General features: G+C 60.6%; 11 protein-coding genes. 6 read left to right on the plus strand and 5 right to left on the minus strand.

Annotated elements, in window-relative coordinates:
- The first annotated feature begins 22 nt into the window (after nucleotides 1–22).
- Nucleotides 23–895 carry a pyridoxal kinase PdxY gene (pdxY, locus tag AO240_RS11680; RefSeq protein ID WP_099236617.1) on the plus strand — a complete coding sequence of 291 codons (873 nt, stop codon included), beginning with the start codon at nucleotides 23–25 and terminating at the stop codon, nucleotides 893–895.
- Between the two features lie 117 nt (nucleotides 896–1,012).
- Here the strand turns inward: pdxY and AO240_RS11685 are convergent, their stop codons facing one another.
- Nucleotides 1,013–1,498 carry an acyl-CoA thioesterase gene (locus AO240_RS11685; protein WP_034110411.1) on the minus strand — a complete coding sequence of 162 codons (486 nt, stop codon included), beginning with the start codon at nucleotides 1,496–1,498 and terminating at the stop codon, nucleotides 1,013–1,015.
- 292 nt (nucleotides 1,499–1,790) lie between these two features.
- On the opposite strand from AO240_RS11685, the gene AO240_RS11690 reads away from it, so the two are divergent.
- Nucleotides 1,791–3,554, plus strand: coding sequence for a cation:proton antiporter (locus AO240_RS11690; protein WP_099236618.1), 1,764 nt, complete (start codon nucleotides 1,791–1,793; stop codon nucleotides 3,552–3,554).
- A gap of 58 nt (nucleotides 3,555–3,612) precedes the next feature.
- Here the strand turns inward: AO240_RS11690 and AO240_RS11695 are convergent, their stop codons facing one another.
- From AO240_RS11695 to uvrD, 3 genes are all read right to left on the minus strand, one after another.
- Entirely contained in the window at nucleotides 3,613–4,020 is a 408-nt protein-coding gene (locus AO240_RS11695; protein WP_017739032.1) for an SMI1/KNR4 family protein, read from the minus strand.
- Between the two features lie 134 nt (nucleotides 4,021–4,154).
- A complete protein-coding gene (locus AO240_RS11700; protein ID WP_099236619.1) occupies nucleotides 4,155–5,024 on the minus strand; it encodes a Tim44 domain-containing protein in 870 nt (289 codons plus the stop codon).
- A 211-nt stretch (nucleotides 5,025–5,235) separates the two neighbouring features.
- Nucleotides 5,236–7,419 (minus strand): DNA helicase II, encoded by a 2,184-nt coding sequence (gene uvrD / locus AO240_RS11705; RefSeq protein ID WP_058415770.1) that lies wholly within the window; start codon nucleotides 7,417–7,419, stop codon nucleotides 5,236–5,238.
- A gap of 279 nt (nucleotides 7,420–7,698) precedes the next feature.
- Here uvrD and AO240_RS11710 point away from each other — a divergent pair, with 279 nt between their 5' ends.
- The 3 genes from AO240_RS11710 (at nucleotide 7,699) to AO240_RS11720 (ending at nucleotide 12,009) form a co-directional block, all read left to right on the plus strand.
- On the plus strand, nucleotides 7,699–10,572 hold the full coding sequence (locus AO240_RS11710; protein WP_099236620.1) for a GGDEF and EAL domain-containing protein: 2,874 nt from the start codon (nucleotides 7,699–7,701) through the stop codon (nucleotides 10,570–10,572).
- A 162-nt stretch (nucleotides 10,573–10,734) separates the two neighbouring features.
- A complete protein-coding gene (hexR, locus tag AO240_RS11715) occupies nucleotides 10,735–11,601 on the plus strand; it encodes a transcriptional regulator HexR (RefSeq protein WP_010168370.1) in 867 nt (288 codons plus the stop codon).
- Nucleotides 11,602–11,814: 213 nt separating this feature from the next.
- Nucleotides 11,815–12,009, plus strand: coding sequence for a PA3496 family putative envelope integrity protein (locus AO240_RS11720; protein ID WP_082649111.1), 195 nt, complete (start codon nucleotides 11,815–11,817; stop codon nucleotides 12,007–12,009).
- Here AO240_RS11720 and AO240_RS11725 read toward each other — a convergent pair.
- Nucleotides 11,939–12,913, minus strand: a complete 975-nt coding sequence (locus AO240_RS11725; protein ID WP_058415768.1) for a LysR family transcriptional regulator — start codon at nucleotides 12,911–12,913, stop codon at nucleotides 11,939–11,941. The two genes, AO240_RS11720 and AO240_RS11725, sit on opposite strands and share 71 nt — an antisense overlap.
- A gap of 195 nt (nucleotides 12,914–13,108) precedes the next feature.
- Between AO240_RS11725 and AO240_RS11730 the strand changes: the two genes are divergently transcribed.
- A complete protein-coding gene (locus AO240_RS11730; RefSeq protein WP_099236621.1) occupies nucleotides 13,109–14,524 on the plus strand; it encodes an acetyl-CoA carboxylase biotin carboxylase subunit in 1,416 nt (471 codons plus the stop codon).
- The last annotated feature ends 64 nt before the right edge of the window (nucleotides 14,525–14,588 follow it).

The following is a 14,588-nucleotide window of genomic DNA, read 5'->3' on the forward strand; positions in this document are numbered from 1 at the left end:
CGGCTTTACGGAAATATCCAGCATGAAACGCACACCTCACCTGCTTGCGATCCAGTCTCATGTGGTATTTGGCCACGCCGGAAACAGTGCCGCCGTGTTCCCCATGCAACGGGTTGGGGTGAACGTCTGGCCGCTGAACACGGTGCAGTTCTCCAATCACACACAGTATGGTCAGTGGGCGGGAGAAGTGTTGGCGCCGCAGCAAATTCCGGCGTTGGTAGAAGGGATTGCCGCGATTGGCGAGCTGGGCAACTGCGATGCGGTGCTGTCCGGTTACCTCGGCAGTGCGGCCCAGGGCCGTGCGATCCTCAGCGGCGTGGCGCGAATCAAAGCGATCAACCCCAAAGCCCTGTACCTGTGCGACCCGGTAATGGGCCATGCGGAAAAAGGCTGCAGCGTGCCGCAGGAAGTCAGCGACTTTCTGCTGGACGAAGCGGCGGCGATGGCGGATTTTCTTTGCCCCAACCAGTTGGAGCTGGACAGCTTTGCCGGGCGCAAGCCGCAATCGCTGTTCGATTGCCTGGCCATGGCCAAAGCCTTGCTGGCGCGCGGGCCGCGAGCGGTGCTGGTCAAGCACCTGGATTATCCGGGCAAGTTGCCGGACGGTTTCGAGATGCTGCTGGTGACGGCCGATGGCAGTTGGCACTTGCGTCGGCCGCTGCTGGCGTTTCCGCGTCAGCCGGTGGGCGTGGGCGACCTTACGTCGGGTTTGTTCCTGGCGCGGGTATTGTTGGGCGACAGCCTGTTGGCGGCGTTCGAGTTCGCGGCGGCCGCGGTGCATGAAGTGCTGCTGGAAACCCAGGCCTGCGCCAGTTACGAACTGGAACTGGTGCGCGCGCAGGATCGCATCGCCCATCCGCGCGTAAGGTTCGAAGCCACGCCGATCGATTTGTAACTACGCAGATTTCGTGGGAGCGGGCTTGCTCGCGATGGCATCAACTCGGTCAGCCTGATGAACCGAGGTGTCTGCATCGCGAGCAAGCCCGCTCCCACACGCCTTTTCAGCCGGACTTTAAGGCGCGTCCGCTTTGATTTCCTGGTAGCGCTTTTCCAGTTCCTGACGAATCTGCCTGCGTTGCTGAGCTTGTACGAACCGGCGCTTGTCTTCGCTGTTGTGTGGCTGCAGCGGCGGTACGGCGGCGGGTTTGCGTTGGTCGTCTACGGCCACCATGGTGAAAAAGCAGCTGTTGGTATGGCGTACCGAGCGCTCGCGGATGTTTTCGGTCACCACCTTGATGCCCACTTCCATCGACGTGTTGCCGGTGTAGTTGACCGAGGCGAGGAAGGTCACCAGCTCGCCGACATGGATCGGTTCGCGAAAAATCACTTGGTCTACCGACAATGTGACTACATAACGACCGGCATAACGGCTTGCGCAGGCGTAGGCGACTTCGTCGAGGTATTTGAGCAAGGTGCCGCCGTGAACATTGCCTGAGAAGTTGGCCATGTCTGGGGTCATCAATACCGTCATCGACAGCTGGGCGTTTCCGGGTTCCATAGCACACTCACGGGTTGTAGGCATCGTTTGGGGAGGGCACCTCTGCGGGTGCTGGAATCTTTACAGCGCTAACCCTAACGGGACGCCGGTGGGCGGCTTGCCGTCACGCGTGCACCGATCTGTTTCCATATATTGCACCGGCTTTCTGCCGGAAGTCGCGGTGTTAACCTTCAAAAGCCCATCTCAGGGCGTTTCTTACGATCAAGGCAGACTTTTCCTTCCGCGTCTTGCGCCTTTTGGGCGCTGCGGCGGAAGTGGGAAAAGCGCCGGTACCCTCAAGGAGTCTGTCGCCATGCACGCCATCAGCTTTATCCAGGACTTGGCCGTGATCATGCTGGTGGCAGGGGTTGTCACCATCCTGTTTCACCGCCTCAAACAGCCGGTGGTGTTGGGGTATATCGTTGCCGGGTTCATCATCGGCCCTCACACGCCGCCGTTTGGCCTGATTCACGACGAAGACACGATCAAGACCCTCGCCGAGCTGGGGGTGATCTTCCTGATGTTCTGCCTCGGCCTGGAGTTCAGCCTGCGCAAGCTGTTCAAGGTCGGTGCTACCGCGTTCATCGCGGCGTTCCTGGAAATTATCCTGATGATCTGGATCGGCTACGAAATCGGCCGCTGGTTCGACTGGAACACCATGGACTCGCTGTTCCTCGGCGCGATTTTGGCGATCTCCTCGACCACCATCATCGTCAAGGCGCTGAATGACCTGAAGATGAAAAACCAGCGTTTCGCCCAGCTGATTTTCGGCGTGCTGATTGTTGAAGACATCCTGGGTATCGGCATCATCGCTTTGTTGTCGAGCATTGCGGTCAGCGGTACGGTCAGCTCCGGCGAGGTGTTCTCCACCGTCGGCAAACTTTCACTGTTCATGATCGTCGCGCTGGTCATCGGTATTTTGCTGGTGCCACGCCTGCTGGCGTACGTGGCCAAGTTCGAAAGCAACGAGATGCTGCTGATCACCGTATTGGGCCTGTGTTTCGGCTTTTGCCTGCTGGTGGTGAAGCTCGAATACAGCATGGTTCTGGGGGCGTTCCTGATCGGCGCGATCATGGCCGAATCTCGCCAGTTGGTGAAGATAGAGCGCCTGATCGAGCCCGTTCGCGACATGTTCAGTGCGATATTTTTTGTCGCCATCGGCCTGATGATCGACCCGCAAATCCTGGTGCAATACGCTTGGCCGATCGCAGTCATCACCGTCGCCGTAGTGCTGGGCAAGATGCTGTCCTGCGGCCTCGGCGCGTTTATCGCCGGCAACGATGGCCGCACCTCGCTGCGCGTGGGCATGGGGCTGTCACAAATTGGCGAGTTTTCCTTCATCATCGCCGCGCTGGGCGTGACCCTGCAGGTGACCAGCGACTTCCTGTACCCGGTGGCGGTGGCGGTCTCGGTGATCACCACATTGCTGACGCCCTACCTGATCCGGGCGGCTGACCCGTTGTCGTTAAAGATTGCGGCAGTGATGCCCAAGCGTATGAGTCGCGTGTTTGGCATGTACGGTGAATGGCTACGCAACATTCAGCCGCAAGGCGAGGGCGTGATGCTGGCGTCGCTGATTCGCAAGATCATCCTGCAAGTCGGGGTAAACCTGGCGTTGGTGGTGGCGATCTTCTTCACCGGCAGCTTTTTCGCGGCGCGCATCGGCGGGTATTTGCAGGGTTGGATCAGTGATCCAAGCTGGCAAAAAGCGTTGATCTGGGGCGCGGCGTTGCTGTTGTCGTTGCCGTTTCTGATTGCGGCGTACCGCAAGCTCAAGGCGCTGTCGATGCTGCTGGCGGAGATGAGTGTGAAGCCGGAGATGGCCGGGCGGCATACCCAGCGGGTGCGACGGGTCATCGCGGAACTGATCCCCATCCTTTCGCTGTTGGTGATTTTCCTGCTATTGGCAGCCTTGTCGGCGAGTATTTTGCCGACCAACAAGTTGCTGGTGCTGATCGCGGTGGTTACGGCGGCGGTGGCGGCCGTGCTCTGGCGGTGGTTCATCCGCGTGCACACGCGGATGCAGGTCGCCTTGCTGGAGACACTGGATAACCACAAGGACACGCCGGAGCATTAAGGCCGCTGGGCTTGTTGTCAGCACAAGCCCAGTCACCCAAATAGATGTGCCTTGGTTATCAGCTTTCCAGCCAGACGTCCCGCGCCCAGTGCCATACCGATTCCCAGGTTTCTTCGGTGACGAGTTCTTCTTCGCCGGACCACAACACCACAGTGCCGTCTTCCTCGACGCAGTAGTAGTCATCGCCGTCCTGGCAGATCGGGATCATGCTGCGGTCAACCCCGGCATCCCAAGCGTTGGCGGCAACGTCCGGCAGGTAGGTGTGGGACTGCGGGTCGGTGACGGTCACCGGCTCCAGGCTGCCGTACACCACGTCGCTGACGGTGAGCAAAAATTCGCGGAAGACAAAGGGGATGTCGATGAACAGTTGTTCTTCGATTTCCACCAGTTGGTCTTCGTCAGGCAGTTCCAGAGGAACCGGGACCGGTTCGTTGGCTTCACGCAATTGTTCGATAATTTCTTCCACGGCCGGGATCCTCTTGCTAAATGGCGCGGTGATAGGGGCGCTTTATACAGTAGCTTGCTATAAGTGCAACCGTGAAATAGAAAACCCCGGGCTATGCCCAGGGTTTTATTAGCAGGTGCTCAAACGCGCAGCTATCAGCCGTTTTGGCGGATACCGGCAACCAGCCATGGCTGGTTGTCGCCTTGGGCGCGTTCCATGTTCCAGCTTTCGCTGAACACTTCGCCCTGGTCGAAGCGCGAAGTCTTCGACACACCGCTGAACGTCAGGGTGGCGATGGTCTTGTCGGCGCGATCATCCACACCTTCCAACTGCACACGCAGGTCGTCGATGTAGGTCGACTGGAAACCGTCGCCCAGGTCGGCACGTTCGCGTTTGAGGAACTCCAGCAGTTGTGGGGTCACGAACTCGGAGATCTTATCCATCTCGTTGGCGTCCCAGTGTTGCTGCAGGGCCTGGAAGTGGCTGCGGGCCGCTTCGATGAAGCGCTCTTCGTTGAACCAGGCCGGTGCGTTGATGACCGGGCGCGCGGCAGGTGCTGCCGAACCACCGAAGATCGAATCTGTGGCTGGCTTTTGCTCGAACACTTCACGCTGCATCGGCGCGCCGGCTGGAGCCATGTGCTCCTGCTGCTTGCGTCGACGGGCGGCGATAAAGCGGAAGATCACAAAGCCGATGACAGCCAGAATCAGGATGTCGAAGATCTGCATGCCCTGGAAGCCGCCGCCCATAAACATGGAAGCGAGCAGGCCACCGGCGGCGATACCGGCCAACGGGCCTAACCAGCGCGAAGCACCGCCAGCCTTGGCAGCGGCGCCAGCAGCACCGGCTGCGCCTGCAGTCGCCGCTGCACCGCCCGCGCCACCGGCGGATGGCGCCATTTGGCTGGTCTGATGGGTCGGTGCCGAGCCCATGCTTTTACCGCCGCCGAAGCGTTTGGCGTTGGCGTCGATGCTCATCGTCAGGCCGATGCACAACGCCATGGCGATGCTAAGAAAACGTTTCATAAAGGGAATTCCCATTTGTGGATTGCACGCGCGCCATGTTGCACAGGTGCAGAGACACTGGCTAGCGGCAGAGTGTTTCGGATTTTTGCGTAGGACCTATTCCGAATGATCCGTAGGACTAATTACAGATATTGGCCCGTACTGCTGAAATACAAGGCCGCGGCTGCGGATCGTTCCCACGCGCCGCGCAGGAACGATCCGTTGGAGGGGGTCAGACTGCTTCGAGTTTCGCGTAGCCCATCATCAGCCACTTGCTGCCTTCGGCGAAATTCACCTGCACCCGCGCTTGGGCACCGGCGCCTTCGAAGTTGAGGATCACGCCCTCGCCGAAGATCGAATGTTTGACCAGTTGGCCAAGGCTGAACGGTGTTTCCGGAATTTCGGAACCGGCAAACATGCTGCTGGAGTTTTGCTGCTGGCCGCCGCCGAACGGGCGGCTCACGCTATTCGACAGGCGCACCTCCTGAATCAGCCCCTTGGGCACTTCACGTACGAAGCGCGAGACCTTGTTGTAGGTCTCAGTGCCGTACAGGCGTCGGGTTTCGGCGTAGGTCATCACCAGGTTCTGCATGGCCCGGGTGATGCCCACGTAGGCCAGGCGCCTTTCTTCTTCAAGGCGGCCGGGTTCTTCCAGGCTCATCTTGTGCGGGAACAGGCCTTCTTCCATGCCCACCAGGAACACGTACGGAAACTCCAGGCCCTTGGCACTGTGCAAGGTCATCAGCTGGATGCTGTCTTCATGCTCATCGGCTTGTGTATCGCCAGCTTCCAGCGATGCATGGCCAAGGAAGGCGGCGAGCGGGGTCAGCTCTTCATCGTCCTCGGTGTTTTCGAACGCACGGGCGGCGCTGACCAGTTCCTCAAGGTTTTCTACCCGGGCCTGGCCTTTCTCGCCTTTTTCCGCTTCGTGGTAGGCAATCAGCCCGGACTGCTCGATCACGGTTTGGGTCATCAGGTGCAGGGGCATTTCCATGCACTTGGCCGCCAAATTCTCGATCAGCTCGACAAACACACCCAGCGCACCGGCGGCGCGGCCGGTCAGGCCTTTATTGGCGATCAGCAAGCGCATGGCTTCCCACATCGACACATCGGCGTGGCGGGCGTGGTCGCGAATAGCCTCAACGGTTTTTTCGCCGATGCCACGCGTCGGTATATTGATCACCCGTTCCAGCGCCGCATCGTTGCCACGGCCTTCCAGCAAGCGCAGGTAAGCCATGGCGTTTTTGATTTCGGCACGCTCGAAGAAGCGCTGGCCGCCATAGATGCGGTACGGGATGCGTTCGCGCAGCAAGGCTTCTTCCAACACCCGCGATTGGGCGTTGGAACGGTACAAAATCGCGATATCGCTACGCGCGAGGCCGGTTTTCAGCGCGCTCTCGATGGTTTCCACAACGTAGCGCGCTTCATCGTGTTCGTTGAAGGCGGCGTACAGGTTGATTGCTTCGCCTTCGCCGCCGTCGGTCCACAGCTCTTTGCCGAGGCGCCCGGTGTTGTTGGCGATCAAGGCGTTGGCGGCCTTGAGGATGCCGGCGGTGGAGCGATAGTTTTGCTCCAGGCGGATGGTCACCGCGTCCGGGAAGTCTTCGGAATACTGGTAAATGTTCTCGATTTTCGCGCCACGCCAGCCGTAGATCGACTGGTCGTCATCGCCCACCACCATCAGGCTGTCGCCACCTTTGGCGAGCAAGCGCAGCCATGCGTACTGCACGGCGTTGGTGTCCTGGAACTCGTCCACCAGCACATGCCGGAAGCGCTTTTGGTAATGGGCCAACAAGCCAGGGTTGTCGCGCCACAGGTCGAGGGCGCGCAGCAGCAGCTCGGAGAAGTCGATAACGCCTGCGCGGGCGCAGGCAGCTTCGTACGCTTCATAAATGCTGCGCATGGTGGCCAGGAACAAATCGCCGCTGGCCTGAATATGCTGCGGGCGCAGGCCTTCGTCTTTCTGACCGTTGATAAACCACTGCGCCTGGCGGACGGGCCAGCGCTGTTCGTCCAGGCCCAGCTCGCGCATCACGCGCTTGACCAGGCGTTGCTGGTCGTCGCTGTCAAGAATCTGGAAGGTCTGGCTCAAGCCCGCTTCCTGCCAATGCGCCCGCAACAGGCGGTGCGCGAGGCCGTGGAAAGTGCCCACCCACATGCCGGCCGGGCTGATGCCCATCAACTGCTCGATGCGGTGGCGCATCTCGGCAGCAGCCTTGTTGGTGAAGGTCACCGACAGGATGGAATGTGGGGACGCGTTTTCGACCTGGATCAACCAGGCGATACGGTGCACCAACACTCGGGTTTTACCGGAGCCAGCACCGGCCAGGACCAACTGACGGCCAACGGGGGCCGCGACGGCCTGGCGTTGGGCATCGTTGAGAGAGTTCAGCAAAAGGGAGAGGTCATCGCGCATCAGCGCATTCTATGGCCCTCGGCGGAGTGGGGCAAATCCCAATGCTGGGTGGTCGATGCAAAACAGCCGAAGCGCGCCGGGCCGGTGAAACATTATAGTGCGGGTGATGACCGGTCGGTCATGCCCCGCAGCCCGCGCAGGGGCTCACTCAGGCCGTCTGGCCCGAAGGTTTGCGGCCGACGGGCACGCGTTTTTTATGACGTGGAGCAGTTTGGCCCAAGCGCTTGCTTGTGTATGCTCCGTCGACGTTTCGGGCTCACCATTATAAGAACACTGCCTATGACCCTCAGTCCTGACCTGTTCGGCCCCTCAATGGCGCCGGCGCAGGTTATCCGTAAACACTACGCAACCGAGTTGGCGGTCGAGCGCACGCGCCTGCTGTATCAGGGTTCATTGCTGCCGACTTTATTAATGTTGGTGAACGGCCTGGTCTGCGCCTGGATGCTCTGGAACCCCCGACAAATCCTGTTGGACAGCATTTGGTTGGTCTGGCTGCTCGCGTTGGTCGCCATGCGCGTGATTCAGGTGGCGGCGTTTGATTCAGCGATGCCGAGCCGACAGGCTCAACCGATCTGGCGGCGGATGTTCATGCTCGGCTCGGCGGTCAGCGGCTTGACCCTGGCCACGGCGGCCATTGCGCTTGTACCGGTGGACAGTTTTACGCAACAGGCTTGGGTGTTCGGCCTGATCGGCGCGGCAACACTGTCGGCCAGCGTAGCCTACGCCGTGAGCCTGCCCGCATTCCTGTCATTTGCCTTGCCGTGCCTGGTGCCGGCCATCGTTTACCTGTTTTGGAGTGGCGCCCCGCAGCAGCAAGGCTGGGGCGTGCTCGGCCTGATCCTGCTGGGGTCCCTGAGCCTGGTGGCGTGGCAGGTTAACCGGCTGATCCAGCGCGGCTTGTTGCGACGTTTTCAGAACCAGGCATTGATCGAGCATTTACAGCAGGCGCACCAGCGCAGCGAGCAGTTGAATCAGGAGCTGGTGCGTGAGGTCGAGCAGCGTCGCCAAGTCGAACAGGAACTGCGCGAGGCGCAAATCGGCCTGCAAGACCGCGTGGCGCAACGCAGCCAGGAGCTGAACGCCGCCAGCCTCGCCTTGAGCGAAAGCGAGGCGCGCCTGGCCATGGCCTTGCAGGCCAGCGAGTTGGGGCTGTGGGACTGGAACCTGCAAACCGATGCGGTGCACCACACCCAGATTAAAGAGCTGTTCGGCCTGGAACCCGAATACGTGACGGGGATGCTCAGCGACCTTAAGCCGCGCCTGCACCCCGACGACGTGCCGCTGCTCAAGCGCGCGCTGGTGGCGCATTTAAAAGGCCACAGCGAGGACTATCTGGTGGAGTACCGCGTGCGCCACGGCGACGGCCGCTGGGTATGGGTCGAAGACCGTGGCCGCGCTGTGGAACGTGAACCCGGCGGCCGCGTGACGCGCATGCTCGGTACGCGCCGCGACATCAGCGCCGGCAAGGCGCTGGAGGAACAGCAGCGCCTGGCCTCGACGGTGTTCGAGGCCGCCAGCGAAGGCATCGTGATTCTCGACCCGAACTACGCGCTGATCGCCGTCAACCAAGCCTTCAGCCGCGTCACTGGTTTTAACATCGACGACATGCTCGGGCGCAACGTCGTGGAATTGCCCAGCAGCCGTGATGCTCGCCGCCATTTCCCGGTGATTCGCCAAGCGTTGCTCAGCCACGGCACCTGGCAGGGCGAGCTGGTAGAGACGCGCAAAAACGGCGAGTTGTACCCGCAGTGGCTGCAGCTGAATGTAGTGCGCGATGTGCGCGGAAATGTCAGCCATATCGTGGGCTTCTTCGCCGATCTGTCGGCGCGGCGCGAATCTGAAGAACGCATGCGCTACCTCACCCACTATGATGAATTGACCGGCTTGGCCAACCGCTCGCTGTTCCGCGAGCGCCTGCGCGAAGCCCACCAACGCGTGCGCCAGGGCGGGCGCAGCCTTGCGCTGCTGCATATCAACCTCGACCGCTTCAAGCTGCTTAACGACAGCTTGGGCCATGAAGTGGCCGACCAGCTGTTGCAGAAAATGGCGCGCCGTTTGATCAACGCCTTGCCCGAGGCCGACACCATTGCGCGGCTGTCGGGCGACGAGTTTGCCGTGCTGTTCGACGCCTACGGCAACTTGTCGAGCCTGGCGCGCGTGGCCACACGGCTACTGGCCAAGCTGCGGGTGCCGGTGACGGTGGAAGGGCATGAATTGGTGGTCAGCGCCTCCATGGGCGTCAGCCTGTTGCCGGATAACGCGCGGGAAATTTCTGCGCTGGTCAGCCAGTCGAACATGGCCATGCAACACGCCAAGCACCTGGGCGGGAACAACTTCCAGTTCTACACCGACAGCCTGCAAGCCAGCACGCTGGAGCGTTTGCAGCTGGAAAACCACCTGCGCAAGGCCATCGAAGAGCGCCAGCTAACCGTGTTCTACCAGCCGAAACTGTGCCTGGCCACCGGCAAGCTGAACGCCGCCGAGGCGCTGGTGCGCTGGGAGCATCCACAGTGGGGCATGGTGCCGCCGGGGGACTTTATCGGCCTGGCCGAAGAAACCGGCCTGATCGTCCCGCTGGGCGAATTTGTGCTGCGCCAGGCCTGCTGGCAGGCGTGCGAGTGGCAGCGCCAGGGGCTGGCGCCGATTCGGGTGTCAGTGAACCTGTCGGTGCATCAGTTGCGTCAGGGCAAGCTGGTCAGCCTGGTGCGCCAAGTGCTCGAAGAAACCGGCCTGGCCCCGCAATACCTGGAGCTGGAGCTGACTGAAAGCCAACTGCTCGACAGCGTTGAGCACATCATCGCGACCTTCCAGCAATTGCGCGATTTGGGCGTGAAACTGGCGATTGACGATTTTGGTACCGGCTATTCGTCGCTCAGTTACCTCAAGCGCATCCCGGTGGACTACGTGAAGATCGACCAGACGTTTATTCGCGGCCTGGGCCAGGGTCGCGAGGACGCGGCCATCACCCGCGCGATCATCGCCATGGCCCATGGGCTGGCGCTCAAAGTGGTGGCTGAAGGCGTGGAAGATCAGCAGCAGCTGGATTTCCTGCGGGGCGAGCACTGCGATGAAGTGCAGGGCTACCTGATCAGTCGGCCGGTGGTGGCCGATGAGTTGGCAGAGTTGTTACGCAAAAATGCAGATTTTCCTTAGATACGCCGGGGCAGCGCATGTGGCTACAAAGCCTTTGCCCTTTGAATCAGAGGGCAGCAGGGCGATTTAGTGATGCATCGGGCGGGCAAAAGGCGAATTCTTGTAGTATAACTACAAGCTTGCTACATCCCTGGCGCCTGCCAATAACAAGAGTCCTGCCCTTTGAACCTGTTGCAACATATCGCCCAGTCACGCCACCTGCTACGTAAATCGGAACTCAAGGTTGCCGACCACGTGCTGCTTGACCCTGCGGCCGTGATGCACAGTTCCATGGCGGACCTGGCCCACAGCGTGGGCATCAGTGAGCCGACCATCGTGCGCTTCTGCCGCGCCATCGGTTGCTCCGGGTTCCAGGATTTGAAGCTCAAGCTGGCGCAAAGCCTGGCCGCCGGTGCGAGCTTCGGGCAGTTTGCGATCCATGAAGACGACTCCGTCGCTGACTACAGCCTGAAAATCTTCGACACCACCTTGCACACCCTCATGGAAGTGCGCGAGAAACTCGACCCGGTCGAGCTGCAAAAGGCCGTGACGGCCATGTCCCAGGCCCAGCGCGTCGAGTTCTATGGCTTCGGTGCTTCCGGCGCTGTCGCCGCCGATGCCCAGCACAAATTCTTCCGCCTGCTGCTCACGGCAGCGGCCTACAGTGACCCGCACATGCAGGCGATGTCGGCCGTTACCTTGAAGCCGACCGACGTGGCCATCTGCATTTCCCAGTCGGGCCGCTCCAAAGACCTGCTGATCACCGCCAACCTGGTGCGTGAAAGTGGCGCGACACTGATTACCCTGTGCCCGAGCCAGACGCCGTTGGCGGAATTGTCCACGGTCAACCTGGCAATCGATGTGCACGAAGACACCGAAATCTACACGCCGCTGACCTCGCGTATCGCCCATCTGGTGGTGATCGACGTGCTGGCGATGGGCGTGGCCATGGCGCGCGGGCCGAGCCTGGTCAACCACCTCAAGAGCGTGAAACGCAGCTTGCGCAGCCTGCGCTTGTCGCCCAAGTCGGTCAAAGCCCTCGACGACTGATTCAGGATCAACGGTGGGAGGGGGCTTGCTCCCGATAGCAGTGTGCCAGTCACTGAATGATTTGACTCAAGCACCGCCATCGGGAGCAAGCCCCCTCCCACATTTGGATTTTCTGCCTATCAGAAGATTCATCGTCCTGTAACCCGCGCGCCGCCAAACCGTCATCCAGCGCGCCCATTCTGTACTCCCCGTACTCGCATTGGGAGACTCAAAATGGCCCGTCAATACGAAGACAGCAGCACCGTCAAAACCCGTCGTCAGCAGGAAGACCAGCGCCGCATGGCGTTCCGTCGTGCAATCGAAGACCGCTGCGACCAGCGCCAGTTGCTCCAGAGCATCACCGACTACCCGGAACTCCACTGGCAGGCACCCGTGGCTGCCCAGCGAAGCGCTCAGCCAGCGCGCTGATCTGCACCCGCTCGCTGCGGATAAAGCCCAGGAAGGCATGGGCCACCGGTGACAGGCGTTTGGCCTTGGCCTGCACCAGGCACCAGCTGCGGTACAGCGGCAGTTCTTCCACCGGCAACTCCTTGAGCCCGCCGGTGGCCAGCTCCAGGTTGACGGCGTGGCGCGTCAGCAAGGCCACGCCCAACCCCGCATTCACACATTCACGCTGTGCCTCGGCCGAGGCCACTTCAACCGTCTGGGTGAAGTGCACGCGTTTCTCCTTGAAGTACTCCTCACAGGCCAGCCGCGTGCCGGACCCCGGTTCACGTATCAGCAGCGTGTAAGGTTCCAGGTCCTGCAAACGCAGCGGCCCTTGCAGGCTCAGCGGATGGTCGAGTGGCGCCACGGCGACAATCGGGTTGTTGAGAAACGGCAGGAATTCGAGGCCCATGTCCTGAGGCACCATGGACATGATCACCAAGTCATCGCGGTTGTCCGAAAGCCTGCGAATCACTTGCGCGCGATTAACCACCGTGAGGTGCAATTGCACCTCGGGGTGCTGGCGCTTGAACGCGGCGAACAGGTGCGGCACGAAGTATTTGGCGCTGGATTCCACCGCCAGTTTCAGCTGGCCCTGCAACGAGCCTTGCATGTCCGACAGCTGCATATCGAGGTTTTCCAGGCGCCCGAAAATATCGCGGCTGGCGCGTTGCAGCGCTTCGGCGGCCTCGGTCATGTAGAGCTTTTTGCCGACGTAATCGAACAGCGGCTGGCCGATCAGCTCTTCCAGCTGACGAATTTGCAGGCTAACGGCGGGTTGCGTGAGGGACATTTCCTCGGCTGCGCGGCTGTACGAGCGTAAATCACACACTTCATGGAATATTTGCAGTTGACGTAAAGTCAGCCGCATCAATGACTTACGCATATTTTTAAGCTCTCGCCTCAGGCTGTCCGGCCAACTATAAGTCTTTACTTATGCACGACCCAATTATTATTGATTTTTGTTAATTCTCAAGTGCGCATAGTGTGTGTCTTGCGACTGTCATGAAACATTTGGTCACGCGCCGACCCGGCTGCAACGGGTCGAAGAACGCAGCAATCGGCTCAAGGGAAATTCCAAGTGATAAAAAAGATCCTGATCGCCAACCGGGGTGAAATCGCCGTACGAATCGTGCGTGCTTGCGCCGAGATGGGCATTCGCTCGGTCGCGGTTTACTCGGACGCCGACCGTCACGCGCTGCACGTTAAACGTGCCGATGAAGCCCACAGCATTGGCGCCGAGCCCCTGGCCGGTTACCTGAACCCGCGCAAGCTGGTGAACCTGGCGGTAGAGACGGGTTGTGATGCGCTGCACCCTGGCTACGGTTTTCTCTCGGAAAACGCCGAACTGGCGGATATTTGCGCCGAACGCGGGATCAAGTTCATCGGCCCGTCAGCCGAAGTGATTCGCCGCATGGGCGACAAAACCGAAGCGCGCCGCAGCATGATCAAGGCCGGCGTGCCGGTAACGCCTGGCACCGAAAGCAACGTCGCCGACATCGCCGAAGCCCTCACCGAAGGCGAGCGCATTGGTTACCCGGTGATGCTCAAGGCCACTTCCGGTGGTGGCGGCCGCGGTATCCGCCGTTGCAACAGCCGCGAAGAACTTGAACAGGCCTTCCCGCGGGTTATCTCCGAAGCCACCAAGGCGTTCGGTTCGGCGGAAGTGTTCCTCGAAAAATGCATCGTAAACCCCAAGCACATTGAGGCACAGATCCTCGGTGACAGCTTTGGCAACGTGGTGCACTTGTTCGAGCGCGACTGCTCGATTCAACGGCGTAACCAAAAGCTCATCGAAATCGCCCCCAGCCCGCAGCTGACCCCGGAACAGCGTGCCTACATCGGCGACCTGTCGGTGCGTGCGGCTAAGGCCGTGGGCTACGAGAATGCCGGCACCGTGGAGTTCCTGCTCGCCGAGGGCGAGGTGTACTTCATGGAGATGAACACGCGGGTGCAGGTGGAACACACCATCACCGAAGAAATCACCGGTATCGATATTGTTCGCGAGCAGATCCGCATTGCCTCGGGCCTGCCGCTGTCGGTGAAACAGGAAGACATCCAGCACCGTGGTTTCGCGTTGCAGTTCCGTATCAACGCGGAAGACCCGAAGAACAACTTCCTGCCGAGCTTCGGCAAAATCACCCGTTACTACGCGCCCGGCGGCCCCGGCGTGCGCACTGACACGGCGATCTACACCGGTTACACCATCCCGCCGTACTACGACTCGATGTGCCTGAAACTGGTGGTGTGGGCGTTGACCTGGGAAGAAGCCATGGACCGCGGCCTGCGTGCCCTGGACGACATGCGTTTGCAAGGCGTGAAGACCACCGCCGCGTATTACCAGGAGATCCTGCGCAACCCGGAATTTCGCAGTGGCCAGTTCAATACCAGCTTTGTGGAAAGCCACCCTGAGCTGACCAACTACTCGATCAAGCGCAAACCCGAAGAGCTGGCCCTGGCCATCGCCGCCGCCATCGCCGCCCACGCGGGCATATAAATATGCAGCTGCAAGTTGCAAGCGGCAAGCAACAAGTTAAAGCGGATCAGCTTTTACTTGCAGC

The sequence above is a fragment of the Pseudomonas sp. ICMP 460 genome (assembly GCF_002723595.1).
Taxonomy (GTDB): Bacteria; Pseudomonadota; Gammaproteobacteria; order Pseudomonadales; family Pseudomonadaceae; genus Aquipseudomonas; species Aquipseudomonas kitaguniensis.

What these genes read in the sequence shown, in the direction of transcription:
- pdxY (WP_099236617.1), top strand. Translation starts at nt 23, where the DNA reads ATGAAACGCACACCTCACCTGCTTGCGATCCAGTCTCATGTGGTATTT.
- AO240_RS11710 (WP_099236620.1), top strand. Translation starts at nt 7,699, where the DNA reads ATGACCCTCAGTCCTGACCTGTTCGGCCCCTCAATGGCGCCGGCGCAG.
- AO240_RS11690 (WP_099236618.1), top strand. Translation starts at nt 1,791, where the DNA reads ATGCACGCCATCAGCTTTATCCAGGACTTGGCCGTGATCATGCTGGTG.
- AO240_RS11720 (WP_082649111.1), top strand. Translation starts at nt 11,815, where the DNA reads ATGGCCCGTCAATACGAAGACAGCAGCACCGTCAAAACCCGTCGTCAG.
- AO240_RS11725 (WP_058415768.1), bottom strand. Translation starts at nt 12,913, where the DNA reads ATGCGTAAGTCATTGATGCGGCTGACTTTACGTCAACTGCAAATATTC.
- uvrD (WP_058415770.1), bottom strand. Translation starts at nt 7,419, where the DNA reads ATGCGCGATGACCTCTCCCTTTTGCTGAACTCTCTCAACGATGCCCAA.
- AO240_RS11700 (WP_099236619.1), bottom strand. Translation starts at nt 5,024, where the DNA reads ATGAAACGTTTTCTTAGCATCGCCATGGCGTTGTGCATCGGCCTGACG.
- AO240_RS11685 (WP_034110411.1), bottom strand. Translation starts at nt 1,498, where the DNA reads ATGGAACCCGGAAACGCCCAGCTGTCGATGACGGTATTGATGACCCCA.